Origin of the sequence: Treponema sp. UBA3813 (assembly GCA_002368605.1) — a bacterium.
Taxonomy (GTDB): Bacteria; Spirochaetota; Spirochaetia; order Treponematales; family Treponemataceae; genus Treponema_D.
The window spans coordinates 1-25,770 of the sequence record DFEB01000032.1; the positions used below are offsets into that span (position 1 = coordinate 1).

22 protein-coding genes are annotated in these 25,770 nt (G+C 43.3%); 5 read left to right on the forward strand and 17 right to left on the reverse strand.

Annotation, left to right across the window (positions count from 1 at the left end):
* The coding region (locus B2089_RS05270) for a hypothetical protein (RefSeq protein ID WP_296686264.1) at positions 1 to 222 on the forward strand (222 nt) is incomplete at its 5' end.
* Positions 223 to 324: 102 nt separating this feature from the next.
* On the opposite strand, the gene B2089_RS05275 is transcribed toward B2089_RS05270, so the two are convergent.
* Both B2089_RS05275 and B2089_RS05280 read right to left on the reverse strand, forming a co-directional pair.
* The gene (locus B2089_RS05275; RefSeq protein ID WP_296686269.1) at positions 325 to 960 is read right to left on the reverse strand and encodes an iron transporter; all 636 of its coding nucleotides are present in this window, start codon (positions 958 to 960) and stop codon (positions 325 to 327) included.
* Between the two features lie 36 nt (positions 961 to 996).
* Positions 997 to 2,469: an FTR1 family iron permease gene (locus tag B2089_RS05280; protein ID WP_296686273.1), complete on the reverse strand. Its 1,473-nt coding sequence runs from the start codon at positions 2,467 to 2,469 to the stop codon at positions 997 to 999.
* A 242-nt stretch (positions 2,470 to 2,711) separates the two neighbouring features.
* Between B2089_RS05280 and B2089_RS05285 the strand changes: the two genes are divergently transcribed.
* Both B2089_RS05285 and B2089_RS05290 read left to right on the forward strand, forming a co-directional pair.
* Entirely contained in the window at positions 2,712 to 3,773 is a 1,062-nt protein-coding gene (locus B2089_RS05285; protein WP_296686274.1) for a hypothetical protein, read from the forward strand.
* Between the two features lie 117 nt (positions 3,774 to 3,890).
* Complete coding sequence (locus B2089_RS05290; protein ID WP_296686276.1) at positions 3,891 to 5,258, forward strand: TrpB-like pyridoxal phosphate-dependent enzyme; 1,368 nt, start codon at positions 3,891 to 3,893, stop codon at positions 5,256 to 5,258.
* Here the strand turns inward: B2089_RS05290 and B2089_RS05295 are convergent.
* From B2089_RS05295 to B2089_RS05325, 7 genes are all read right to left on the reverse strand, one after another.
* A complete protein-coding gene (locus B2089_RS05295; RefSeq protein ID WP_296686278.1) occupies positions 5,255 to 6,343 on the reverse strand; it encodes an AI-2E family transporter in 1,089 nt (362 codons plus the stop codon). The genes B2089_RS05290 and B2089_RS05295 overlap by 4 nt on opposite strands.
* 3 nt (positions 6,344 to 6,346) lie before the next feature.
* Positions 6,347 to 7,675 (reverse strand): serine--tRNA ligase, encoded by a 1,329-nt coding sequence (serS, locus tag B2089_RS05300; protein ID WP_296686281.1) that lies wholly within the window; start codon positions 7,673 to 7,675, stop codon positions 6,347 to 6,349.
* A gap of 71 nt (positions 7,676 to 7,746) precedes the next feature.
* The gene (locus tag B2089_RS05305) at positions 7,747 to 8,481 is read right to left on the reverse strand and encodes an SIMPL domain-containing protein (RefSeq protein WP_296686283.1); all 735 of its coding nucleotides are present in this window, start codon (positions 8,479 to 8,481) and stop codon (positions 7,747 to 7,749) included.
* Between the two features lie 45 nt (positions 8,482 to 8,526).
* Positions 8,527 to 10,203: a hypothetical protein gene (locus tag B2089_RS05310; RefSeq protein ID WP_296686286.1), complete on the reverse strand. Its 1,677-nt coding sequence runs from the start codon at positions 10,201 to 10,203 to the stop codon at positions 8,527 to 8,529.
* Positions 10,203 to 10,565, reverse strand: a complete 363-nt coding sequence (locus B2089_RS05315) for a hypothetical protein (protein WP_296686290.1) — start codon at positions 10,563 to 10,565, stop codon at positions 10,203 to 10,205. The genes B2089_RS05310 and B2089_RS05315 overlap by 1 nt, the downstream gene beginning before the upstream one ends.
* A 4-nt stretch (positions 10,566 to 10,569) precedes the next feature.
* Positions 10,570 to 13,617 (reverse strand): chromosome segregation SMC family protein, encoded by a 3,048-nt coding sequence (locus B2089_RS05320; RefSeq protein ID WP_296686291.1) that lies wholly within the window; start codon positions 13,615 to 13,617, stop codon positions 10,570 to 10,572.
* 65 nt (positions 13,618 to 13,682) lie between these two features.
* Positions 13,683 to 14,864, reverse strand: coding sequence for a DEAD/DEAH box helicase (locus tag B2089_RS05325; protein WP_296686293.1), 1,182 nt, complete (start codon positions 14,862 to 14,864; stop codon positions 13,683 to 13,685).
* Between the two features lie 56 nt (positions 14,865 to 14,920).
* Here B2089_RS05325 and B2089_RS05330 point away from each other — a divergent pair, with 56 nt between their 5' ends.
* On the forward strand, positions 14,921 to 16,033 hold the full coding sequence (locus tag B2089_RS05330) for a glycosyltransferase family 4 protein (protein ID WP_296686295.1): 1,113 nt from the start codon (positions 14,921 to 14,923) through the stop codon (positions 16,031 to 16,033).
* A 146-nt stretch (positions 16,034 to 16,179) separates the two neighbouring features.
* Here the strand turns inward: B2089_RS05330 and B2089_RS05335 are convergent, their stop codons facing one another.
* From B2089_RS05335 to B2089_RS05360, 6 genes are all read right to left on the reverse strand, one after another.
* Entirely contained in the window at positions 16,180 to 16,728 is a 549-nt protein-coding gene (locus tag B2089_RS05335) for an ATP-binding protein (protein ID WP_296686298.1), read from the reverse strand.
* Positions 16,729 to 16,767: 39 nt separating this feature from the next.
* Positions 16,768 to 17,106: an anti-sigma factor antagonist gene (locus B2089_RS05340; protein WP_184658136.1), complete on the reverse strand. Its 339-nt coding sequence runs from the start codon at positions 17,104 to 17,106 to the stop codon at positions 16,768 to 16,770.
* Positions 17,107 to 17,124: 18 nt separating this feature from the next.
* A complete protein-coding gene (locus tag B2089_RS05345) occupies positions 17,125 to 18,774 on the reverse strand; it encodes a GAF domain-containing SpoIIE family protein phosphatase (RefSeq protein WP_296686300.1) in 1,650 nt (549 codons plus the stop codon).
* Positions 18,775 to 18,875: 101 nt separating this feature from the next.
* Positions 18,876 to 19,811 carry a transcriptional regulator gene (locus B2089_RS05350; RefSeq protein WP_296323203.1) on the reverse strand — a complete coding sequence of 312 codons (936 nt, stop codon included), beginning with the start codon at positions 19,809 to 19,811 and terminating at the stop codon, positions 18,876 to 18,878.
* 1 nt (position 19,812) lies between these two features.
* Complete coding sequence (locus tag B2089_RS05355) at positions 19,813 to 20,532, reverse strand: metallophosphoesterase (protein WP_296323206.1); 720 nt, start codon at positions 20,530 to 20,532, stop codon at positions 19,813 to 19,815.
* 9 nt (positions 20,533 to 20,541) lie between these two features.
* On the reverse strand, positions 20,542 to 21,903 hold the full coding sequence (locus B2089_RS05360; RefSeq protein WP_296323209.1) for a tetratricopeptide repeat protein: 1,362 nt from the start codon (positions 21,901 to 21,903) through the stop codon (positions 20,542 to 20,544).
* Between the two features lie 170 nt (positions 21,904 to 22,073).
* Between B2089_RS05360 and B2089_RS05365 the strand changes: the two genes are divergently transcribed.
* Positions 22,074 to 23,510 (forward strand): tetratricopeptide repeat protein, encoded by a 1,437-nt coding sequence (locus B2089_RS05365; RefSeq protein ID WP_296323212.1) that lies wholly within the window; start codon positions 22,074 to 22,076, stop codon positions 23,508 to 23,510.
* Between the two features lie 3 nt (positions 23,511 to 23,513).
* On the opposite strand, the gene mutL is transcribed toward B2089_RS05365, so the two are convergent.
* Positions 23,514 to 25,445 (reverse strand): DNA mismatch repair endonuclease MutL, encoded by a 1,932-nt coding sequence (gene mutL, locus B2089_RS05370; RefSeq protein ID WP_296686304.1) that lies wholly within the window; start codon positions 25,443 to 25,445, stop codon positions 23,514 to 23,516.
* Positions 25,445 to 25,747, reverse strand: coding sequence for an exodeoxyribonuclease VII small subunit (gene xseB, locus B2089_RS05375; protein WP_296323218.1), 303 nt, complete (start codon positions 25,745 to 25,747; stop codon positions 25,445 to 25,447). The genes mutL and xseB overlap by 1 nt, the downstream gene beginning before the upstream one ends.
* Positions 25,748 to 25,770: the final 23 nt, after the last annotated feature.

The following is a 25,770-nucleotide window of genomic DNA, read 5'->3' on the forward strand; positions in this document are numbered from 1 at the left end:
TCGACAAGTTCAAAACTCGCCATTCGACGGCTTTTTAGACATAGAATGGAAAAATGCCGAGTTTCGCATTTGCTGAACAGTGCAAAAACAAGCGTAGGCGGGGTTATGGCACGAATCCACTTTGTGCGAGCGAGCGAAGCGAGTCTAATTTCCAATTTCGCACAACCGTGGATTCCAGTGCCATGTTCCCGCCGAGAGCTTGTTTTTGTGATTATCCAATAATTTGCAAAACTCGACATTTGACCTAATAAGAATTTTTTGTGTCATTATGACAAAACTTATCAGTCATTCCCATTATTTCACAGAGCAGAATTCTGTTTTCTCTTAGTTGTATTCTGGCTGAACTTTCTTTCCGTCGAATACCCAGTCTTTGAATTCAACTGTGAGCGGTTTGTCATTCTTCCAGTATTTCTGCAATGTTGAGCCCGGCTTTGTGTCATCGTCTGTGTGGATGAAGTAGTTGTTTTCAGCAGGGCTGTGGATGATGAAGCGGGCTGTGTAAGTTCCGGCCTGATTCAAGTTGATGTTAGCACCATAGTGAGGGCCGTCAGAAGCGTTCATCTGCATGAAAGTGCCTTTTGTGACGACAGCTTTTGATTTCTGGTCAACGATTTCATATTCAACTGTCAAACCAGGAACGAACTGGTCAACGACGAAGCCCAAGTCGTTTTCCATAGCGGCGATGTCAGCCTCGATGTGCATTGTGAAATCCGAGCCTTTCTGGATGTTTCCTTCGCCTGACTTCATATCGACAGCCTGGAAGTAAACGCCGTTTACAGCGAGAAAGCCAGCCTGCTGCTCATCGCCGATGTCATGCTCGACGAATCCGCCTGCATCTTCTTCTGCAACTTCATTAGCTGCTGATGAAGCCTTTTTGTCATCTTTCTTTGACCAAGGCCAAGCGAAAACTGTTGTTACTGCGAGTGCAGCGACCATAATAAAAGACAATGTCTTTTTCATTTTGAACTCCTTACGGTTTATTAAAAAACCACATTTTTATTTTGAAGAAGATTTCTCTTCGTTCTTCCTTATTGATAAAACATGACCGAGCACGAGGCTTGATACAATAACGAGAATTGCGATTCCTTGCGCAATGAGGGACTGGGCGTAGGGGTAGATTCCCAAAAGTGAAATTGTCGGAACGCCTTCAACCAAATGTGGTTGAATCCATGCCGCATCCACGAATTCACTGATTCCGCCGCCAACAAAGGCTACGACCATGACGAACATCAAAATCGAAGTCGCCATGAAGAAAGGCTTGAGAGGAAGTTTCTTTCCTGTCAGAATGATTGCCTTGTAAACAAAGACCAGTAGAAGAACCGCAATGACCATGCCGAGAATGACTGCCGAAACTGTGCCGCTTGCATCTGAGCCTGAGAACATTGCCTGATAAAAGAGGATTACTTCCGCTCCCTCACGGAAAACTGCCAGAAAGCAGGTAAAGGCCAGAGAGAACATGCTGCGCCTGTCCACTGAAGTCTGAATCTTTCCCTTGAGGTAATCTGACCATGCTTTTGACGAAGCCTTTGACAGCATCCAGTTTGAAGTGTAAAAGAGAACGGCTACTGCGATAAACATCGTTACGCCCTCAACGACTTCCTGCCCCTGACCGCTCTCAAAACCGAAGCGGGTAAGGCAAATCAGAATCAGCGCCATGACGATTGAGGCGAGGATACCGATGAAAGAGCCTTTGTAGACCGCGCCAAGATTGTTCTCGTTGCCGCTTTTTCGCAAGTAGGCGATGATTGCACCCACAATGAGAATTGCCTCAAATCCCTCTCGGAGAAGAATCAAAAGGGAAGCGACGACCGTAGCCCACCACTGGGCACGCCCCTGCCTTTTCGTTAAATCTACCGCCGTTTTTGAAAGCAAATCCGAGAGTTCATTGATTGAAGCGACTACAGCGGGCTTTGACTCCTTGTTCAGAATCATCGTCTTTGTTTTTGTGTACAAATCAACGATTTCTGAATCTCTTGCGTTTCCCAAAGATTTTGCCACATTGTCCTGAAAGCTGGATTTTCCGTAGTAGCGGGCGTATGCCTTTCTGAATTTTGGCTCTGCCCTGACAACATGCCCCTCTGCATACATTTCTGCGGCTTCAGAGAATTCTTTTTGAAGGATTTCTGCTAAGTCTGTCCATGCCATATCCGGTGGGTCGAGTTTTTCTGCGTCTTCAAAAAGCATGGCGATAAGGGTGTCTGCTTCTTTTCTGACCTCTTCATTGGGCTTCCCTGAACGCATTGCACCCTTAACGCGGCTAAACTGAACCTCTACATTGCCAGCCCTGCTTCCACCGATGCGGCTCTGGGTGTTCCGCTCAAATCCGTCAACTTCATAGTGGCCGAAATAAGCATCGTTTATCCGCTCATAGCCGCCGTCAGCGTTTCCGCTTGCATAAAGACCGTAGGCATCATCAATGATTACCTGCATTTCTGTGGCGACAGCTTTCCATGATTTATCCGCCGACACAGCCGAAAAAATAAAAGCAAAGATTAATAAAAGAGATAAAATTGACTTACGCATGATAGTTTTATGCAATAGAAGTTAGCATAAACTAATTATTTTTGCAATAGTTTTTTCACATCATTTACATATTATTTGGATGGTGTTAATATTTAATTATCACAAGGAGGATTGTTTTGAGGAGAGTTTGCCTTCTGTTTTGCGTCTTGTGTTCTTTTTTGAGGCTTTTTTCGTCCGATAAAAAAAACTTGCCTCAAAAAGATGCCTTTTCAAAAATACAAAGCATTGAAAACTGCAAGCAGGAATTGCTTCTTTTGCAGGCTGAGTTAAATTCTTCTTTTGCTGAAAAAAATTCGCTCAAAGATAAAATACGTCTTTCCCTGACAGAACTTGAATCAGATTCTTTCATCGCAGACTCAAATGACCCTGATTTTGATTTTTCTCTTTCTGAATCTGGAGATTCATTTACTTTTGCTTTTTTTCTTGGCGAAAAAATTGTATACAGTGGAAAAGGTTCTGTTCCTTCGGTACAAGGGAAAATGTGCGATCGGGCGGAATTTATATATTCAATAACGGCCGATAAAGAAAAAGAATCCGTATATTATCTTACCCCAGGCGCAATAAAATTGCTCAATGAAGATGGAAAAATCATCTATCAAAAAGAGATAAAAGGAAGGTTGGTGTCATATCACTATATCCCTGCGACTTTCTTTTCATGGAATGATGAAAAAACCGTAATAAATTCATCTGGAATCTCCTTGCCTAAGGAAAAAACTTTTTTTCGTGGCATGGATGTCATGCTGCCGTATACAATCTCTGCTGAGAACGGAGAATTTCATAGCAGTGGTTTTGACTTAACATTAGACCTTCATTTTCGTCCTTATGTTTTTCTAGGTGGAACGATTGGCTTTTCTGCTGATGACTCTTCTGTCGTGCGGTTTTTATTAGAGGTCCTAAGCGGAATAACAAGTAATGCCGAAAGCTCTAAAAATAATAAGGAGAAATCTGAGTCAGGAAAAACTTATGGAACTGCAACAATTCGCGCAGGGGCTTATTTCCCGCTAACACCTTCTTTTGAAAGCTATCTTCCTGCAATGACGTTTCAGACTTTTGTTGAGGGCGGATTTGTAAACAGCAGAGCTGCCTATGGCTATGGAATAACTGCGGCCATACACGGAAATCCCCATAAGCATGCTGGTGGAGGTGCAGGTCTTTTTGCATCTTATTCACATTTCAACACTAGCGGTAAAGAAAGTATCCATAAAGGTTCGTTTGGCTTGTATGTCAAAGTAGATAATTATTATAAGTAAAATCAGCAGAAAACTTTCACTACTTGATTCTGTCGACTAGAAAGAACTTGCGGACATTTTTTTTCCTTTGTATAATAGGTGTTACTATTTATAAAAACATCACTGTAGGAGTAGGAAATGTCTGAAAAAATCCCGTACAAAATTTATCTCTCTGAATCAGAACTTCCCAAAGAATGGTACAATGTCCGTGCCGATATGAAAAATAAACCAGCTCCCCTTTTAAATCCGGCGACGAAAAAGCCTTGTACTGCCGAGGAGCTTTCCCATGTCTTCTGCGACGAGCTTGTAAAACAGGAACTGGACGACACCAACGCCTATATTCCAATTCCAAACGCAATCCGTGAATTCTACAAAATGTATCGTCCGGCTCCTCTTGTCCGGGCTTACTGTCTTGAAAAAAAACTCGGCACTCCGGCAAAAATCTATTATAAATTTGAAGGCAACAACACCAGCGGAAGCCACAAGCTCAATTCCGCAATCGCCCAGGCTTATTATGCAAAAGAGCAGGGGCTTAAAGGCGTAACAACTGAGACAGGCGCCGGTCAGTGGGGAACAGCTCTTTCAATGGCCTGCTCTTACTTCGACCTGGACTGTCAGGTTTACATGGTAAAAGTCTCTTATGAGCAAAAGCCTTTCCGCCGGGAAGTAATCCGCACTTACGGAGCAAAAATCACTCCTTCGCCAAGCGACACCACCGAAGTAGGCCGCAAAATCCTTGCGGAATTCCCCGGAACCGGCGGCAGCTTGGGCTGTGCTATTTCAGAGGCGGTTGAGGCTGCCACAAAACAGGAAGGCTACCGTTATGTTCTCGGCAGCGTCCTCAATCAGGTTTTGCTTCATCAGACTGTTATCGGCCTTGAGACAATGACCGCAATGGACAAGTACGGAATCAAACCTGATGTAATCATCGGCTGTGCTGGCGGCGGCTCAAACTTGGGCGGCCTCATTTCTCCTTTCATGGGGCGAAAACTCCGTGGCGAGGCTGATTATCACTTTATCGCAGTAGAGCCTGCAAGCTGTCCGTCGCTCACTCGCGGTAAATATGTCTACGATTTCTGCGATACGGGCCATGTCTGTCCGCTTGCAAAAATGTACACTCTTGGCTCTGAGTTCATGCCGTCTCCAAACCACGCAGGCGGCTTGCGCTATCACGGAATGAGCTCAGTTCTCTCTCAGCTTTATGATGACGGTCTTCTGGAAGCCCGCTCTGTGGAACAGACCAGTGTATTTAAGGCTGCACAGGAGTTTGCCCGCGTTGAGGGAATTTTACCGGCACCTGAATCAAGCCACGCAATCAAAGTTGCCATAGACGAGGCTCTCAAATGCAAGGAGACAGGCGAGGAAAAGACAATTCTCTTCGGCCTTACGGGAACCGGCTACTTTGACATGTACGCTTACAAGGCTTTCAACGACGGAACTATGAGCGACTATATTCCCACCGACGATGAGATTGCCGCTTCACTTGCCAAAACACCGAAAATTTAAATTGATTTTCCACTTCCTAGCAGGATTCCAATCGGGCGCAAATAAGAGATGTTTTCACAGAAAATCTTGATGATGACCATGAGCGGAACTGCTAGGATAAGTCCTAAAAATCCCCAAAGCCAGCCCCAAAGAGACAGGCTCACGAGAATTACAAAAGGCGAGATTCCTAAATTTTCGCCCTCAATTCTCGGCTCAATTACATTTCCAAGTAAAAGATTTATGACTAGAACAGAAATTGCAATGAAAATCACAGGGAATGGTGAAGGGTAGCATTGCAAAAATGCAAAAACAGTGGTGGCAGCCCATGAAATTATAGAACCAAATGTCGGGACGAAATTCAATACAAAAGCAAGAAATCCCCATACAAGTGGGAAGTCAAGGCCTGCGATAAGGCATGACAAGAAAACAAACAAACCTGTTGCCAGTGAAATGAAAAATTTAATTGATATATAATGAGTTGTATCGGTGGCGATTCTATTCATGATGTCATGAATTTTCGTGCTGTTCTCGTTGGAAAAGGCTGTGGAAATTTTTTTCTTTATGAATTTCATTTCAATTAAAAGAAAAATAGACAGCAAGAGAATCAAAAAAGTGCTTTTTAAGAACGAGACGAGAAATGTTGTAAAGTTTACTGCAAAATTCCTGAGAATTGGGAGTACATTGAGTTGTTGGCTTAAATTTTCAAGCAAAGACTGATCTTTATTAAAATCAAAGAAGAAGTTTAAAAGATTTGAATCAGAATTCGCAGAAAAACTCTCTTGAAGAGTGCGATAAATAGTCTGAAATCTCTCTTCGTATTTCGGGTAAGACTCAACAATTGAAATGATGCTTGAACTGAGGATATTAAAGATTCCAGAGAAGATTATAAGAAAGACAACATAAACAATAACAATTCCCAAAAGCCAGGGAATCTTAAATTTTTTATTGACCCTTTTGACGAAAGGGTAGAATACCGAAGCGAGCAGAATGGCAAGCACAACAGGCTTAAAGAAAGATTCCAGCACCTTGAGCATCGTCCCCGCTAGGATAACGCTTATAAAGATGAGAAAATAGAAAATTCCTCTAAGAAACCTGTTGTTTTCCATTCCTTATTTCTTTGCCGGGTGATAAACCGGGTCTTTTTTCTGCTCTTTGGGAAGGATTTTGTCAAATCCGCAGTAAGGAACCAAAACTTCTGGAATTGAGACCGAGCCGTCAGCGTTCTGATAGTTTTCAAGGATTGCGAGCATTGCCCGGCCCACGGCGATTGCAGTTCCGTTCAGCATGTGAACATACTTGTTCTTTCCGTCATCATCGTGATATTTGACATTCAGGCGGCGTGCCTGATAATCGGTACAGTTTGAAGTTGATGTGACTTCGCCGTAGTCGCCTTCTGGGTGAGCCTCGTTTGCCCGGCCCGGCATCCATGCTTCCAAGTCCCATTTGCGGTAAGCGGGAGCGCCCAAGTCGCCAGTACAGGTGTCAACAACATGGAAGGGAAGACCAAGCCCTGTGAAGATTTCTTCCTCAATAAGCCTGAGTTTTTCATGGATTTTGTCGCTGTCTTCAGGCAGAGAGTAAACGAACATCTCAACCTTGTCGAACTGATGGACGCGGTAAAGTCCCTTTGAGAACTGACCGGCTCCACCTGCCTCCCGTCGGAAACAGTGAGAAAGACCGCAGTAGAAGAGTGGAAGGGCTGATTTGTCAAGGATTTCTCCTGAATGGAAGCCACCGAGGGTGATTTCTGCAGTTGCGACCAGACAGGTTCCTTCTTCTTCGATACAGTAAACGTTAGATTCGTTTCCGCGGGGATTAAAGCCGATGCCCTGCAAGATTTCTTGCTTTGCCACATCCGGTGTGATAAAGTGTGTGAATCCGTGTTTTCGAAGAATGTTGAGGGCATACATAATCAAAGCCTGCTCAAGGAAGACGGCCTCGTTTTTAAGATAGTAGAATTTCGGACCAGAAACTTTTGTTCCCCGCTCAAAGTCGATGATGTCCAAATCTTCGCCCAGCTGAACATGGTCTTTTGGCTGGAAGTCGAATTTTCGCGGAGTTCCGACCTTTTTGACCTCAAGATTTTCTGTGTCCAGCTTTCCGATTGGTGTGTCAGGGTGGTGCATGTTCGGAATCTGGCGACCAGCCTCATCAAGTTTTGCCTCAACTTCGGCAAGCTCTTTTTCGGCAGCGGCAACATCGTCTTTGATTTTCTTTCCTTCCTCGATATATTTTGCCCGCGTCTCTGCGTCCAGCTTCTGCTTCATTGAGGCAGCGTTTTCGTTTCGCTTCTGCTGCAAGCCCTGTAATTTTGTGGTAAGGGCAGTGCGCTCGTCAAAGAGTTTCACAACCAAATCTGCATCAGCGACCATATTTCGGTCAGAGATATTCTTTTTTACTTCGTCAAGATGTTCTTTAATGAATCGATAATCAAGCATTTATGTTTCCTTTTTTTGTATCCGCGCGTGTCGCGGCTGATTTTCCTTTATATTCTATTATTTTTCTCTTTTTATCTCAACTGATAAACCGCATCCACGGAAATCGTAATCGTTGATGAGCCGCCAGAAACCGGAGTTGAGACCGCTTCTTCTGCAATCATGTCGGCTGTTCCCATGTACGCATTTTTCATCAGCATTGCCCTGGGGAAAGCCTGACTTGAATGTTCAGAAATCGAAAGCACTTTGCCCAATTTTGCTCCGCTTGCCCCTGCCAGAAGCTTTGCCGCTTCCTGAGCCTGCTGAATCGCAAGGCTTCGGGCCTGTTTTTTTGCGATTTCAGTGTCTGAAACTCCATAATTGAGGGAAGAAAGCTGGTTGGCTCCGCTTTTGAGGGCTAAATCAATGACATCGCTTGCCATAGAGATTTTTTTGACGAGAATCTTAATCTGATTCGTTACCCGGTAATCATCTGGAATTTGCCGGCCACTTTTGTTGTCGTAGTGGCTTTCCTGATAGACTGAATAATTCTGTGTCGAAATACAGTCCTTGTTGATTCCCGCGTTGACGATTGCTTCCTGCACGGCGGTCATTTTCTTGGCGTTTTCCTGGGAAGTTTCGGCTACATCCTTTCCCCGCGTTACCACAGAAAGGATAATGGTTGCGTTGTCCGCCTCAAGTGTGACGCTTCCTGTTCCAGAAACGCTGACCGTGCGCTTTGAATAAGAATCCTGCTGAATTGAGCAAGAAGATAAGAAAAAAACTCCCGCAATAAGCAGAATCGGGAGTGGTGAAAGAATCTTTTTCATATAAAAACCTCTTTTAATTATGAATTATACATTTGGCATCATGACTTACCTGATGTCTATATAAAATCGCTTTAAGTAAATTGAGCGGTTCTTTGCATTTTGCCAGAGTTTACTTGTGGGGAATTGTTTTGTAAGTGTATCGTATGAGTCTACGCTTGAGCGCACATTTCTAACAGTGCTGTCGCTTTCCCAAATCTGCCCCAACAGATAAAGAGCTTCGTCCAAACGGGTTGAAGCATTGTTGTAGTAAAGCTCGGCTTCGCTTAATGCCAGTTCATATTGTTTATCTGCGAAATCTTTGAGTGCTTTTTCAAGAAGAGATTCGTCCACATTCTGAACTTGTTCTTCGTTTATAACGATCGGCTCCCCTTGAATCTCTTCGCTGTCATTTGTATGAAGGCTAGCTGAAGAAGTCGGCGTGTAATCTGTGCTTTCATTTTCTTTTTGTAAATTACCAGTTTGGTCTGGTTTTTTTTCATCTGTTGTCTGAATAACGGTTTTTATATCGCTTTCTGCTTTAGCAGGCTGGTTTGTTTCTGTTTTCGTAGTGCTTGTGTTGTTTTCTGCATCCACTGTTTTTTTATCGTTTGATTCTTGTTTTTCAGTCTGCTTTTCATTATTTGTTGCTTTGCTCTCTTCTTGTGAGCTTGTTGCATCTGTGCGACTTTGGGCTTGTTCTTGTAAAAGAATACCAGTTGCCCGATCAATTCTGCGCTGAGGTTTTGCAGGAACTATGGCCGCGTATGAAGGAGCCTTGACTCTTCCCATCGCCTTTTTGTTTTCTACCGTGACTTCAAGATAGTCATCGATGTATTCGCCTGTAAGAGCATCGTTTTTGTAAAAATGCAACATAGTTGTGCCAGATTTTTTTGCCCTTAATGAGAATGTGGTATTTGCTGTGCCGATTTTTCGCCCTGAATAATTGAATAGAGGGGATTTTTCTGTTTCGCCGATGTAAACCCAGCCAGTTCCAGGATAAGTGACATCAAGATATTGGTTTATTTTGACTTTTGTTGAGCGGGACGGAACTATAGGTTCTGTTTCAGGCTCAGCCTCTTTCTCTGTTTCCTGCCTTGTTTCTTTTGGCTTTTCTTCTGTTTTCTGAGCTGCTTCTACAGGCTTTTCTTCTGGAAGTGCAGATTTTTGCTCTGCTTGAGACTCTGGATTTTTTTCAACCGTATTAACGGTGTGAGCGATTGTTTTCCGAGGAGCCGCCTGTGTCTGGGTGTCAGGACCTCTTTGAATCTTTGGTAGAGGTGTGTTTGATATTTCTTTTTCTGACTCTGAAAGTTTTTCTTCAGTTGTTTTTTCTTCTATGGGTTTCTCTTCAGTTGCCTTTTCTTCTATAGGTTTCTCTTCAGCTGGATTATCAAAAACAACTAGAACAGGTTCTTCAAAAATCTGATACTCTGAAATCTTTTCTTTTTCGTCTGTTGTCGGAGCAGAGTCTCTTTCCCGATTTAAAATAGAGTCTTCTTCACTGACTTTTTCGCTTTCAGAAACTTCTTCTTTATTTTTTGACTCGTCTTGTCCTTGCTCTCTTTCTTCCGCTGTTACGGAATTTAACTCCTCTGCAATGGAATTTGCAACTGTCTCTTCTGTCTGCTGGAGAGCTTGCTCTGCATTTTCTGGACTTTGAGCAATGCTATCCTTTGCCGTTGAACCACATGAGGATAATATAAAAAAAACTGGAATAAAAAGCGTAAGGAATGCTTTTTTCATCACGGAGCCGCTCCTGTTATATCATTAATGATAGAATCATTTGCTTTTTCGAGTTCTTTCATCGTTTCGTCTTCAGGATATGTGAACCATTTGTTTGCTTCATCCTGTGGCCATTTGTTTTCTGTGATACGATTAGGATAGTAATCCTTTTCGATATCTGGACTGTCTGGAATAAGAATTGGAGCATCCTGAGTGAATGGTTCTTGACTTGGCAGGACGGTCTTTTCTTGGGGGCTTGTCTGAATCATCAGGATAATAATGCCAGCGATAAAAAGAAATACGACAATACAGATAATCGTGAGAAGAAGCGGTTTTTCGTGAGCAAAATCTGAAATTTCATATTTTATATCATCGAAAATCATTCACTTATTCCTTTCTTTCTGAATCTGAAGAATCAGCTTCTTCCGCTGCCTCTTTCGCCGCTTTTGCCTCAGCCTTGGCCTTTTTTGCGGCTTCTTTCTGTTCTTCGTTATATTTTTCGATTACAGGATCAGTAATAGTGCCGTCAGGATTGTGAATTCGCGGCTCTGGTCGCGGAGGGAGAACGATTCCCTCTTCTTCGGGAACATCCTCCTCAATGAATTTATCCGTGTTATCGAAAGAATCATCGCTGGTAATTGGCTTGTCAAGGCTCATTGTAACGACTTTACTTACGCCTGACTCCTGCATGGTAACGCCGAGAAGGGTGCTTGCGCAGGCAACAGTCTTTTTGTTGTGAGTGATGACGATATACTGAGAAACTTTGGCAAATGAGCGCAGGGCATTTACCAGACTGTTTACATTGGGGTCGTCCAAAGCCGCGTCAATCTCGTCGAGAAGACAGAAGGGGGAAGGCCGTACCTGATATGTGGCGAAAAGAAGGGCAACAGCCGTCATGGTTTTTTCACCACCAGAGAGAAGGGCGATATTCTGCAATTTCTTTCCAGGCGGCTCGGCGTAAATGTCGATACCAGAGGCCAGTACATTCTGAGGGTCTGTCAGGCGCAACTCGCCCCGGCCACCGTTAAAGAGACGGCGGAACATGTTGTGGAAATTCTTTTTGATTTTATTGTAGGTCGAAATGAACATTTCTGTGGATTTCGACTTGATTTCTTCTGAGACTCGCAGGAGATTTTCGAGAGATTTATTGGTGTCGTCGAAAGAGGCCTGCAATTTTTCGTATCTTTCCTTTTGCTCGCCAAATTCTTCCGGCGCCATAAGGTTGACTGAGCCCAAATCTGCCAGTGCTTTTCTGGAATCAGAGAGCTTTTCCCGCAAAACAGCAGAAGGCGTGTTGATTTTGTACATGCGCTCTTCAAATTCCATGAGGTCACGGGAATGGGTTTCGATAAAGTTCTGCTTGATGTTCCTGATATCGTTCTCGCTGGTGACGAGTTTTAAGGTCAAATCTTCATACTGAGACTGATATTTCTGCTGTTCCTCGCGTTTTTTGTCGAGGGCGTTCTTTTTGCCGCTTACGCTGGTGTTGCATCGTTTGATTTCTTCGTCCAGGTTGCCCATGGTTTCGGCACATTCCCGGCCACGCTTTTCGATTTCACCCAATGCCTCTGTGATGTCAGAAAGACGCTCCTCCATGTCCTCCTGATTTTTCTGCTCCAGGTACAAGTCCTGCTCGTTCTGTCGGAGGGCATTCTGCTCGCTTACGAGATTTCGTTTGAGCAGGTCAGCCGTCTGCTTGGCGTTGAAAATCTGCTGCTGCATCTGGGCTTCTGAAATGCGGAGCTGGCTTAAAGTGTCCTTGTATTCGCCGATTTTTCCGATTAAGAGAATATTTTCGGCCTTGAAACCGTCGATTCGCTCCCGGATTGTAGCGACTTTTTGCACATTTTCCTGAATATTCTGGTCAATCGTGCGTTTTTTTGTGATGATTCCTTCAGGAGAGAGGAATTCATCGATAAAGGCCGGCATGGTCTGAGAGTAGACTTGAAGGGCACCTTCAATCTGGACGACAAGATTTGCCACTTCATCCAAGGCCTTGATTGCGTCCTTTGCGAAATTCTCGTTTTCTTCGTTTGAGTGACCTTTGAGGGAAGCAAAGTCGGTGAAAATATTGCGGCGGCCTTCCGCATAGACTTTGAGTTTACCCACGAGAGAGTCCAAGTCTTCCTTTGCCTTTTTGCTTGCCGCGCTTGAAAAGCCTGAATCCTTGAGTTTTGCGTCAAGTTCCGTAACAATGTCTTCGGTGATGGCCTCAAGTTCTTTTTGGAATGATTCCCGCTCGCTGAGAAGATTTTTGATTTCTTCCTCGCTTTCGCTGACTTTTTCCTCGTTTTCGTTAATCTGATTTTGTGAATTTTCAATATTTTTGACGAAAGATTCGATGTTCTCTTTGACTTCTTCGATTTGCTTGGTTTTTGAGTGCAAATCAGCGTCCTGATCGGAAATTTCTTCGTTGAGTTCGTCGATTCGCTCCTGAATTGAGCGGGCTTTGAGTTGGAGAGTGCCGATTTTTTCGCGGATTGTGCGCTCCTGCTCGTTCAAAAGTTTCTGCTGGTCGAGTTTGTTGGTCTTTTCGGTCTGAATACGGACGAGTTCCATCTGCAATTCGCCCATCTTGGCCTGCAATTCCTTGATTTTGTCGCTGTTTTCTGTGAGGGTGTTTAGAATTTCGTCGATTTCGGCCTGAACCGCATTTCGTTTTTCGGCGATTTCTTCTTTTGCCTGAGTCTGGCGGGCCTGATTTTGAACAAAATCCTTTAATTTGAGGAGCTGAATGTCAAGCTCGAAGTTGAAGATGTCCTCTTTGAGTGCCCTGTATTTGATTGTCTTTTCGCTCTGAACTTTGAGGGTCTCGTAGCTTCTCTTGTTTTCTGCAAGGGCGACTTCGATTTGGGCAAGATTCTGCCTTGTGCGCTCAAGCTCACGCTCTGCCTCGGCGACTTCTGCCTTGCTTCTTGAAATTCCAGCTGCTTCCTCAAAAAGATAACGGCGGTCTTCTGGTTTGCTTGAAAGAATCTGGTCGATTTTGCCCTGTTCCATGACAGAGTAAGCTGCCTTACCAACACCTGTGTCCATAAAGAGACGGCGAACGGCTGTGGCTCCGACCTGCTTGTTGTTGATGTAATATTCGTTTTCGCCAGACCGATAGAGACGGCGTTTAAGCGTGACTTCTGAAGGTGCGACCTGAGCGTCATCGAATTTAAGAAGTCCGTTTTCGTTTGCAAGGGTGAGGGTGACTTCCGCGATATTGAGCGGCGGGCGGGTTTCAGTTCCGTTGAAAATGACGGATTCCATGGTGTCTGCCCGGAGATTTTTTGCCTTGTTCTCTGCAAGAACCCATTTTACAGCATCAACGACATTACTCTTTCCACAACCATTTGGGCCTAAAAGGGCAGTGATGCCGTCGGCAAATTCTACATGAGTTTTGTCGGCAAAAGATTTAAATCCAAATATATCCAGACTTTTTAGAAACACAAGGAAACCTCATTTTTTGAAATAGCAACTGTTATTATAGCACGGAAGGGCTGTCTAATTCAATGTTAATCCGCCTCTGATTTTTCCATCACTTCGTTTGGATCGACCAGTTTTCCCTTATAAAGAATTCTCGGATATACGATGATTTTAAGCTTTTTCTCGATTGCAGCGTATTTTCGCATTTCAAAGGCATCACCGATTACGATATTTACGCCTGTCTTTCCCATGCGGGCTGTTCTTCCTGCCCGGTGGATGAAAAAGTCATCATCTGAGGGCATGTCCATTTGGATTACATGACTGATATTTGGAATATCCATGCCACGAGCAACCAAATCGCTGGTAACGAGAATCTTAATCTTTCCGCTTCGGAAGCGGTCGATCGTTGCCTTACGCTCTGTTTTTTCAGTTTTTGCGGTTAGAGCGGAACATTCGATATTGTGATACTTCAATTTTGCCGTTATGTTAGCCACTTGATCTACTTTTGATGTGAAAATGAGTGCCTTTTCTGGCTTTTCTGCAGTGAGTAATTTTCGTAAAGTCTCGATTTTGTCCCTGGTCTCTGCAAAGAGGGCATAATGGGTGATTCTTTTTCGGAGAACATCTTCTGGCGGTAAGAAAAGAGTCTTTAAGTCGCTTTCGGTCTTGCCGTTAAGTTTTACCCTGGTATCCTGTAAGATTTTTTGCGTTGATTTTGTGATTGTTGCGCTGGCTGCAATGAGCTGGATATCCTTTTTCATTGCGGTAATAAGGGCAAGAGTGTCTTCTATCATTTCTTTTGCTGTAAGCCGATCAACCTCATCAAGTACAAGGGCAAGGGCACCATCGAGCTTGAGTTTTTTAAGATGGAAAAGTTCTAGAAGACGAGCAGGACCGCCAATGACAATTAGAGGTTTTTCTTTTAAAAGCTCAACCTGTCGTTTTATTGGAGCTCCGCCGACGAGCAGGGCTGCCTTGCTGTCTGTTACCATCTGAACCTGAGTTTTTATTTGAGAGGCCAATTCAATTGTCGGGGCTACAATTACGATTCTCACTTCTTTTTTGGGATTTTCCAGTTTTTCGATATTTTGAAGCAAGGGGAGCAGGTAGGCGAGTGTTTTGCCTGTTCCTGTCTCGCTCTGAAAAAGCAGTGAACTTCCTGTCATTATTTCTGGAATTGCCTGAGCCTGCACGGCTGTTGCTTCTGTAATCTGATGCTCGTTAAGTTTATTTGTGTATTTGCTTTCGATATTGAGAGATGTAAAATCCATTTTACTACTATAGCAGAGAAGGGAATGTTTTGCTATAATAAAAGCGAGTTGAAATCATGAAAATCGGCATTGACACTTTTGGTTGTGAGCATGGTCGCTCTGGAATCGGCTCTTATTTAAGTTCTCTTTCCCAGCATTTTCAAAATACAGAAACAACACAATTTGAATTGTTTGGTGCGGAAATTGACCGTTACACTTACGGCCGTGACAGCAATATTTCATTCGAGAGCATAATCCTTCCCGACACGATTCGGGCTGAAAAGGCATGGCACATGTTTTTGTGCAATCAGTTTGCAAAAAAGCAGAAATATGATGCCCTTTTGTTTCCTGCATCTTCCTATGCTTTACCTCTTATGTTTTCAACTCCTTCCGTTGCTGTCGTCAACGACATTGTTTCAGAACTTTTTGCCACAAAAACTTTTGCAGAACGCATGAGAATCAAGCATAGTCTCAAGCGGGTAAATAAAATTATTGCGCCGAGTAACTTCATAAAAAAAGACTTAAAGAGACTTGGTGTAAATCAAGAAAAAATTACAGTCGTACACAACGGAATCAACCATTCGCTCTTCTATCAGCGTGAATTTATCACTTCTGAATCCGAAATGATTAAACCTTTTGCTATTCGTCGCCCATATTTTCTTTATGCATCAAAAATGTCATCATCATCAAAGCGGCATGTTGAACTTATAAAAGCATTTGAGATTTTCAAAAAAAAGACTGGCTTGCCTCACCGCCTTGTTCTTGCAGGAAGTGAGGGGGAGTGTGCGGACTTGGTTAAAAAGACTGCTTTAATTTCACCTTATGCTTCGGATATTTTTATTACAGGATATTTCCCCCATGAGAGTTTTCCAGCCCTCTATGCTGGATGCGAGGGATGCCTTTTTCCATCGGAGATTGAGGGAGTAGGTCTTCCGATTCTTGAGGCTATGGCAACTGGAATTCCTGTAGCTTGTTCCAAGGCTGGTGCTTTGCAGGAAATTGCTGGAGAAAAAGCTATTCTCTTTGACAGCACAAATATTGATGAAATGGCTGCCGCAATCGAAAAAATCGCCACGGACAACACTTCACGAAAAAAGATGATAAAAGAGGGGATTGATTGGGCCAAAAAATTCAACTGGGAAAACACTGCTCAAGAAACCCTTGAAGTTCTGAAAAGCGTAGTAAAATAAAAAAACGCGTTTTAAAAATAAATTGCCCTGCATCAAGCACTTTCGTTTTTGTGCTTGTTTGGATGCAGGGCTAATGACAGAGAGAATTTTCGTAAGAAAATTCTCGTACGAATCAGAAAATTACAGGATGTAATTTTCTGTTCGAATTAGTCTTCGACCGCTACGCCAAGATGTTTTTTCTGGAACTTCTTGAGCATTGCAACGCCGTTTCTTTTTCCGTTGTAGACATAGCCGCCGTCCCAATATTCGAGAGCTGCAAAGAGGGCGTTACCGCCGTCCTGATCGTCTGACTTTTTGGTGCGGAATGAGACATAGTTTGCCAATTCCTCAAAGTTTGAGTCGTGGAGGGCCTGCAATCGCTTGCGGTTGAATTCATTCCATTTTTCAAGGTCTTTGAAACCTTCACCTTCGTCCTGTACGATAATGTGAGCATGAGAAGGGCTGAATGAATACCAAACCTTGACCTTTTTGTTGATATCGCAGTTGTTACCGTGTTTAACGGCATTTTTGATAACTTCGGAAATCTGCTGCTCAAGAAGGTTGATTTCTTTGATTTCAAGAGGCGCTGACTGAACAATGAGAAGCGTAAAATAGCGAATCTGACGGAAATCTGAAGGAAATTCCTTGTAGAGCATATTTGTTGTGTCGAACAATGGATCGTTGTCGTCTGAACGAAGTTCTTTAATCTGTTCCATAATGTTTTCGTCTCCTATGATTTTTTTGAAACTCTGGACTTACTCATTAACCATGAGAAGTGCTTCTTCAACGCTGTTTGCGATGGGGAAGTAGCCCATGAGTTTTGTAAGTTCAATGACTTTCTTTACAGAGCCATGAATGTTTGAAATTGCGAGTTTGAGATTCATTTTTTTGATAGTAGAGCAGATATAGATGAGTGCACCGATTCCAGACGAGTCGATGTAGTCAACCTGCTCAAGGTTGATAATGAAGCTCTTTACATTCTTCTCAAGCATTTTCATGACGAGTTCCTTTAATTTATAGGAGTTGTAAAGATCCATTTCGCCGTTTACATCTATGATGTAAACTTCTCCATTTTTTCTAATTTTCAGTTCCATAAATTTTAACTCCTTTAGTTACTGAATTTTAATTACAAGAAGTGTCTGGTCATCGCGCAGCGTTTCGTTTCCAATAAACTTCTTGATATCTGTTTTTACCAAGTTCGCAATATCTTTACCTGGCAGTTTAGCATTCGCTTTTATGATATTGGACAAGCTCGCAAGGGAATATTGCTGCCCCTGTGCATTGAGAGCTTCTACCAAACCATCAGTATAACATATTATAATGTCTCCTTGGTTTGCTGTAAACTCTATATCCTTGTAAGTTGTTGTTTTTTCAATACCAACTGGCTCACAAGTAACGGATACCTTTTCTACAGCTCCCTTAGCTACATTATAACGATAGACAGGTACGCTTCCACCTGTTGCGAGCTGAACCTTCTTTTTTGTTGGGTCATAGTTGATGAGCGCGATTGATGCGAAGTGGTCGGCATTTGGCTCACTACAGATTCCTCGGTTTGCCCAACTCAAGATGGTTCCTGCTGTTTGTGTTGTGTTTACGATAAGACGGAACATCGCACGAATCATTGCCATTACAATCAATGAATTCATTCCTTTGCCTGCGACATCCATCATAATGAATGCTATGCGATCCTGTCTTGCAGGGATGACATCGTAAATGTCTGAACAAACACCGGAGGTATGCTCGGTGTATGTACCGATGTTAAGTCCTGCCAATGGCGGGAGTTTTTTTGGAAGCAATGTGAGCTGGAGGTTTGAAGCGATGTCTGCTTCTTTTGTAAGCTCCTGCTTTTCTGTGTATTGTTTGAAATTAAGGGCTGTTTTGAGAGCTGATTCTGCAAAACCTGCAAGTGTTTGAGCCCAATCAAATTCCTGTTCGGTGAACGGATCAACTCCAGGATTGCGTGAGAGAGCAAGTACGCCGACAACAACATCTCGGTCTGGCATACGCAAGGGCAAGAAAATATAGCTTCCGAGTTTAAGGAAGTCTTCTGGTTCATTCTCAAAGATTCGCTCATCCATTTTTGGAACTGGGATAAGCTCAGCCTTTCCTGCCGTCGCAACTTCACCGAAAATGTTGTCGCGAAGAGGAAATTGTGCGTATTTAAAACTTGTTGAGACTCGAAGGGGCTTGTGAGGCAAGTCCTCCGGAAGTTTGTATGGCGGCGGAAAATCCCCATTAAATGATTTTACTGTGATTAAGTCTTCGAATTCATCGACCATGAGAATCGCGCCACCATTTGCCTTTGTGACTTCGATACAAGTGGCATTGATTGCGTCTAGAAGGGTTTGCATACCGTCTTTGTTAGAAAAAGAGTCGGCTGCAAGTGCGACAAAGGCCTTTCCTTTTTGAATTAAGTCAATTTTTTCGGCCTGAATCTCTTCGACAATGACTTCTGGTTTTTCTTCTACAACTTCTTCCTCAAGTTCTTCGGCTTTGACAAATTCCTGAGGTTTGCCAAAAGCAAGCATGATACAGTATGGAATGAATAGAATAGAAGTGAACAACAAGAGAAGGGCAAAGATTAACATGCCCGGATGTGACGCTGTATATATACAAGCAAAAATAAGAACCGCAATCGCAAAGTATGAGATAAAACTTACCTTTGCGGTTTTTCGTATTTTTATTACTGTAAGGAGAACAGCGATTGCAAGTGCAACCACCGCCGTACCAAACAAAGGAATGTAGGAAATTGCGTCTGACATGAAGACTCCCTTTTTTTAATTGAGAAGAGTACGGATTGAATGAGGCGTACTACTTCTACATATTTTATAATTGTAACATCGGAATATATTACCGTCAAGTTTTAATTTAATTTTAGCTTCTTATTTTTTTTCTTAAAAATCAGTCCTTTTATTTTGTTTTTTAAATGTCTTAGAGGACTTTCGCCGAATGTTTTGAGAAAGGGGGTGGCTATGTCGTCTAAGGTCATGTTTTCTCCGAACTTGCTTTTTAGCTCATCCCAGTATTTTATCATCCATACATAAAGGTCGCTTTTGCTGCGGTGACGGAAGTATTTCATGATTTTGTATTTATCTATGACTTTTATTACAGGAAGATAAACATGATAAAACCAGGATTGCATGGCCAGATCCATGCCGATTTCCTTTGTTTTATTCATATTGATGTAATATTTATGAGTTAATATGTGGTTGTAAATTACATCGTATTGACCAGGGACTGAAAAATCCAAAGACCAAAAATCTGTCACATCCCCGAAGCCTGTTTCTGTATAAAATACGCGTTTTTCGTAGTTTATAACTTGTTTTGTCATTTTTTTGAGACTGTCACCAGGTTTCAGTTTGATTTCGCTTTGAAGACTTACGACTTCTGCGTCGATAAATTCAATTCCTTTGGCTTTTGCGACAGAAACTCTGTGGTTTCCGTCTCGGACAAAATAAACACCGCCCAGCTCATAAAGTGAAATGGGGGGAAGGGCAATGTCGTTGATGTGAGCCATATCAATATGTTCCCATCTGGTTTTTAGGTGCATGCTCTTCGGGAAGAATTTGTTGTCAAAGTCGTTGTAACGCCCCTCGCTTCCGACAATAAGTTTTACTGGAATCGTCTGCATCCCCTTGTAAACTTCGTTTTCGGGTTTGAGGAGTTTTTTGATGTCCGACAGAGAGATAAGCGTTGCTTCGTCAGGGTTCAAAAAATGCTGTACCTCATTGAAAAGCGCTCTGTGTCTTGCTCTTGAGAAATCTTCATCTGTCTCGCTTGTAAGCATTAAATCGCTCATTTTATTCGTCCTTCAGTTCTAGAATCGTGTGGCTGTATGCATTTACCACAGTTGTTTTCCCGACTTTTGTGACTCTGGGGGAATTCATGTCGTACAAGTGTATGTGACCGTGCACTAAAAAAGTCGGATGGAATCGTTTTATGAAAGTGTTGAAGCAGTCAAAACCTTTGTGACAAGGATCTTCTTTGTCATGAATGTGCCTGGGCGATGCATGGGTTAAAAAAACATCGAGGTAGGTGCCGTAACGGATTCGGTTAAAAAGCAGTCGGGGAATAAGCCTCATCAACTTGAGGGACATTTGCCTGTCGGTGTATTGGTTAAGCCCTTTGTTATAACGGATTGAGCCTGAAGCTCCCGCTAAAAGAAGGGGACGAGATTTACCGTTTTTGAGTTGAATGCGAAGCTTTTTGTCTGAAAGGACTTTGAACCCTGCGTAAATGGCCCCAAAACTTCCTCCCATATCTAGTACGCCATGTTCTTCCTCCCAGGTTGGATGAGGCCCCGTGTGTTTTTTCTGCTTATGGTAATAGCTGAATTCTGTGAGATTGTGATTTCCGAAGATAAAATAGGTAGGCTTGTTCAGTGTGGAGACAATAAAATCGATGTAATCGGAAGGTAAGTCGCCGGCGCAGAGAACGAGGTCAATGTCGGAAAAGCGCTCTTTTGCTTGAGTACTGTAAACGAGCGGGTCAATTTGGTCTGAGACGCAGAGAATCTTCATAAAAAGAGGTTAAATTCCGGCTTTTGCAAGAATTGACTCAAGTTTTTCTTTTGAGACAAGCTCAATCGGACGGTTTTCAGCAAAGCGAATGGCTGATGTTGTGAATTCTGAAGAAGTACAGGCAAAAGCTTTTGCGCAGTTCTTGGACTTTGCGAAGTCAAGCGTGCGTCGGACTTCTGCGTCTTCTATCGGATCTGTGACCCGATAGAAGTTGAGCAGGAAAAGTTGCTTTCGCATGTTCATCCAGTCGTCTTTTTTTGCTTCTGTTGCGATAATCTGGCAACCCCATTTGGTTTCTTCGGCTGTCTGAGCGTTCATATTGAAACCCGCAAGAGCTGCTTTTTTACAGATTTCGACAAAATCACTGTTTGAACTCGTGAGGAATTCTTTGAGACTGTCATTTGACTGCAAATCTTTGTATTCAGAAAGCTTTGTGGGAACATCGCGGAAACTGTGATTGACTTTTGTGATAAGCTGCCATTGTTCGATTGCCTTGTCAATTTTGCGGTTTTTCTCAAAGCAAGAGGCGAGAAAGTACCGGGCATAGAGGGTTTCTTGTGATTTTTCGTCTTTTGAAGCTTTGATTGCTTTTTCAAATTCCAGCTGGGCATTGTCTACAGCACCAGCCATCATATAGCATGAACCCCGCTCCAGCATGGCTCTTTGTTTGTATTCTGGGTCACGGCAGGCTTTTTCAAATGCTTTGACTGCTCCAGGATAATCTTTGCTTTCTTTGAGAATCTTTCCGAGAAAGTAGTATGTCGAGAAAGTCTCAGGACTGAGCTTGAGTGCGTAGTCGATTGCTTTTTTTGCTTCGCCGAATTGCTTGGCGCGGAAGAGAATCATGCCCATTCCAGACCATGCTTTGATATGCTTTTTGTTGAATTTGATTGCTTTTTGGTAGAATCCAAGTGCATTCTCTGCATTGTTCTGCTGTTCATAAATCTTGCCGCAATTGTAGAAATTCTCGGCGTTTGTCGGCTCAAGTTTTGTAAGGAGAAGGAATTCCTTGAGGGCGTCATCAAGTTGGTTGAATTTTAGATAAAGCTGAGAGAGTTGCTTGCGGAATTCTGTTTCTGGTAGCTGTGCGTCAAAAAGTGCATTGTTTGCTACAGTTTTGAATTCCATGAGGGCGAGTTCGTTTTTTCGGTCGGCGAGATATGCCTTTCCGAGATAGTAGTGGGCGTGATAATCCCTGGGGTCTTTTGCGATAAGTGACTTCGCTATTTTTTGTGCGGCAGAATATTTCTGTTGCTTTATGAGCTTGTTGATTGAATCAATTTTTTTTGGTGCAGCGAGTGATTTTATTACAAATACACCCAAAAATCCGATGAGAACGACAAGTATAAGGATGACAGCGATAACTATCATAAATTCAGAAACTCCAATTTGATTCTTTTAATAACTCTTCTTAGTATATCGCAAATTACAGTGTGTTTCAATAATTCTGCCATTTATAATTAACGAGGAGTTTCCAGTGTTGACGCATGGGTTTCTTTCCGATAATAAAGAGTTAAAGTATTTTCTTGTTGAGGATGCCTATGTTGAAGCGACTTATTTCGGTTTGTGTGATTTTTTCTCTTTTTATTCCTGTTTTTTCTCAGAAAAAAAATACTTCTGGTGCAGGAAAATCGCCAACGACAACGAAATCCCTTGAAGCCAAGAATGCCGTTGATGAACTTAAAAAAAATCCTAATCCCAAAAAAGAAATCGTGATTGTCTATAACGAGGATTTTGAAAAAGGCGAGGAGTTGTTCCAGCTGAATAAACCGGAAGAAGCTATTTCTTATTTTGAAAAAGCCCTTTCTGTGGGTGATGTCAATCCGAATGTATATGTCTATCTTGGAGTGTGTTATTATCAGATTGAGCAGTATGACAAATCTCTGACGGTTTGTGTGCAGGGCATGGCAAAGGAGGGGACTGATAAAAAAGTCCTTGCCTATAATGCGGGAAATGCCTGTTACGCCATGGGAAATTATATGCGTGCTGATGCGAGTTATGCTCTGGCTCTAAGAGAGGATGATTCTTACGCTCCGGCAATTTTGAATCGGGCTAATGCCCAGCTAAAACTCGACCATCTTGCTGATGCTCGTGATAATTATATACGATATCTTGAATTAGAAAGTGAGACACCGCAAAAAGAAAGAATTGAGTCAATTATCAGTCTTCTTGATGAAGAAATTGAAAGACGAGCTAATGAAAAACCGGAACTGATAAATCCGGATGCAATTGTCGAGAATGAAAAAATGGAAATTCCAGAAAGCCTTGAAAAGGTCGCTTTGGAACTACCGGACGAAGAGGAAAAAATACAGGAAACTCATTCTGAACTTGTAAAAGATGAGGCGAAAGCACCGCTGCTCCCCGTAACTCCAGCCAAAAAAGATGAAGTCGAAAAAATCACGGATAATAGCCTTGATTCTCTTGAATCCGAAGAAAAAAGTGTAGCCGAAGTCGAAAAAACTCCTGCTGAAAAAATTGATACGCCAGAACTCATGGCTGCAAGTCAGGAGCCTGTTCCGCCAATTCATGTTAAAGATGAAAAAAATCCTTTGAAGTCAGAATTGGTTTATGACTCAGAGGAACAGGCTCGCTTTGAGGAAGAACAAAAACTTGCCCTTGAAGCGGAAAAGGTACGGATTGCTGAAGAAGCGGAGAAAAAAGCTGAGTCAGAGTCGGCCCGTCTTGCCGCTGAAGAAAGTGCTCGTCTTGCCGCTGAAGAAGTTGAGCGGCGGCGAAATGATGATATGCGTCTTATTCTTGAGGTTGAAAAAACTCGTCTTGAGGAAGAATATAAAAAAGCCCTTGAAGTTGAAAGAGAGAGACTTGCCGAAAATGCAAAAAAATCTCTTGAACTTGAAAAAGCTTTGCTTGAGGTTGAAGCGGCAAAAAAAGCCTTGGATGCAGAAAAAGCCAGACTTGAAGAAGAGAGAAAAGCTCTTGAGGCTGAGCGAAGCCGACTTCAGGAAAATGCTCGGTAAAAATTATCTTGTGCGGCGTACTCTGGCGAAAAGCTCTTCTTTTGTAAGCGTTGTCCAGACCGGGCGTCCGTGGGGACAGTGAGGGTCTTTAAGATTCAGTGCGTCCCTGGCAAGCTGTTCGGCGGCTTCAGGTCCTAGAATCGTGCCGTCTTTTACGGCGGCCTTGCAGGCGGTCATTGCGGCAATCTGATATATTATTTCTTGGGGCGAGACCTGCTTTTCAAAGATTGCTTCCTGTAAGTCTTTCTGGCTTCCGCTCCAGCGAGCCGGGATTGAGGTGAATATCCATTTTCCATTTCCCTTGTTTTCGCAGGTAAAGCCCGCCGTTGAGAGTGTAGATTGAATTGAAGAAAGGTAATCGTCTTCTTCTTTGGAATTTGTTTTGATTTCGTAGGGAATAAGCAATTCCTGTTTTTCGCTTCCTCCGCTCATTAGCTGGTTGAAAAGAATGCGCTCGTGGGCCGCGTGCTGGTCAATCAAATAGAAAACTCCTCCTTTTTGTGCCATAAGGAAAGTTCCGAAAATCGTTCCGTAGTAAATAAAATCCTCGTCCTTTTTGGCAAAAGCCGGGCTTCCCGGAACAGAAAAGCGCATTTGTGCAGCCGAGGCAGAAGTCTTGAAGCGGATGTTTTTCGTCTCAGCGCCCCTGCTTGCATCATATCCGCGTCCATCTGCGTCTATCCGCGTCTCTTTTTCAAGCGCAAATTCCGCAAGTCGTGAAGAATAAGACCTGGTGTGGTCGATATTGAATTTTACATCCGTATTCCACTCAGAATAAAAATGCGATGCCGGAAGGGAAGCTCCGGCCACACGAGAATCCTCCCGCTTTTGCTCATTGTCGATGATTGCCTGAAATAGGCTGTTTTTTTCGTTTCTGGCGATTTCTTCCTGAATCTCTTGTTCCCTCTCAAAGGCTGACTTGATTCCGTAGCTTTTGAAATAATTTTTGACGGCGGAACTGACTCCGTGATGAACGGATGAAATGTCTTTAAATCGGACTTCGCGTTTTGCCGGGTGGATGTTGAAATCAACTAATTTTGGCTCGACTTGAAGGAAGAGGGCGGCTACCGGGTGAGTTCCATTTGGGAAAAAGCCCTGACAGCCGTATTCGATTGCCTGCATGAGGGAAAATTCCTGAACGCGGCGGCCATTTACGAAGATGTAGATATGCTTTCGGTCGTTGCGGTAAACGCTTGGCTCACCGATTACGAGAGAAAAGCTCCATTTTGAGACTCCGTCACTTTCTGTGCCAGAGGATTTGATTTCGGCGAAGAGACTGGCGCTTTCTTTAAGCTCTAGGGCGCGGGCAAATCGTTCGGCTAATGTGACTCCAGATGGCAAATCGGCTCGGATAGTGCCGTCAACGGTGAGTCGGAAGGAAATGTCCGGGCGGGGAAGACTTTTTTCGGTGAAAACTTCGCGGCACATCATCGATTCGGAAGAAGGCCGCTTTAAGAAATTGCGGCGGGCAGGAAAATTCTCAAAAAGTCCCTCGCTCATGACGATTGTGCCTTTTCCGTCCTGAACCGGGGGAATTGTTTCGATTAAATGGTCTTCTGTGATGCTGGCCTTCATGCGTTTTGTGCCGCTTGAAATCGTGAGGCGGGCCACGGCGGCGATTGAAGCCAAGGCCTCACCCCGGAAACCAAGGGTCGTGAGGTTGAGAAGGTCTTCTGATTCTGAGATTTTGCTTGTGCAGTGGGGGCGGGCGCAATTCTTTAAATCGTCGCCAGTCATTCCTGCCCCGTTGTCAGAGATTCTGATTTTTTCGATTCCGCCACCTTCTATCTCAACATTGATTGATGTCGCTCCAGAATCCACGGCATTGTCTAAAAGCTCGCGGACAATGGCGGCCGGGCGGTCAATTACTTCACCGGCGGCGATTTTTCGAGCTACATCTACGGAAAGTTGTTTTACTGGGCGGCGTTCACTCATTACTGGCGGAGTCCTTCGCTTGGAGCACCTGCACTGCCTGTGCTGGCATCAGCTCCTGCGAATAAGTCAAGCTGTGGCTCAATGTTGATTTGGGGTGTGGGCGCGCTGGGGTCTGCCTTAACCGGCTGGTTCATGAGAATCTGAATCTTTCCTTCGATTTTTTCGATGTCTTTTTCCAGAGTTTTTGCCAGCTTGATTCCTTCTTCAAAAGTTGAGAGGGCATCTTCCAGGGAAATGTCGCTTTTTCTGATATTGGCTGTGAGTTCTTCCAGACGGGAAAGATTTTCTTCAAATGATTTCATGAAATTGAGTATAGCAAAAAAAC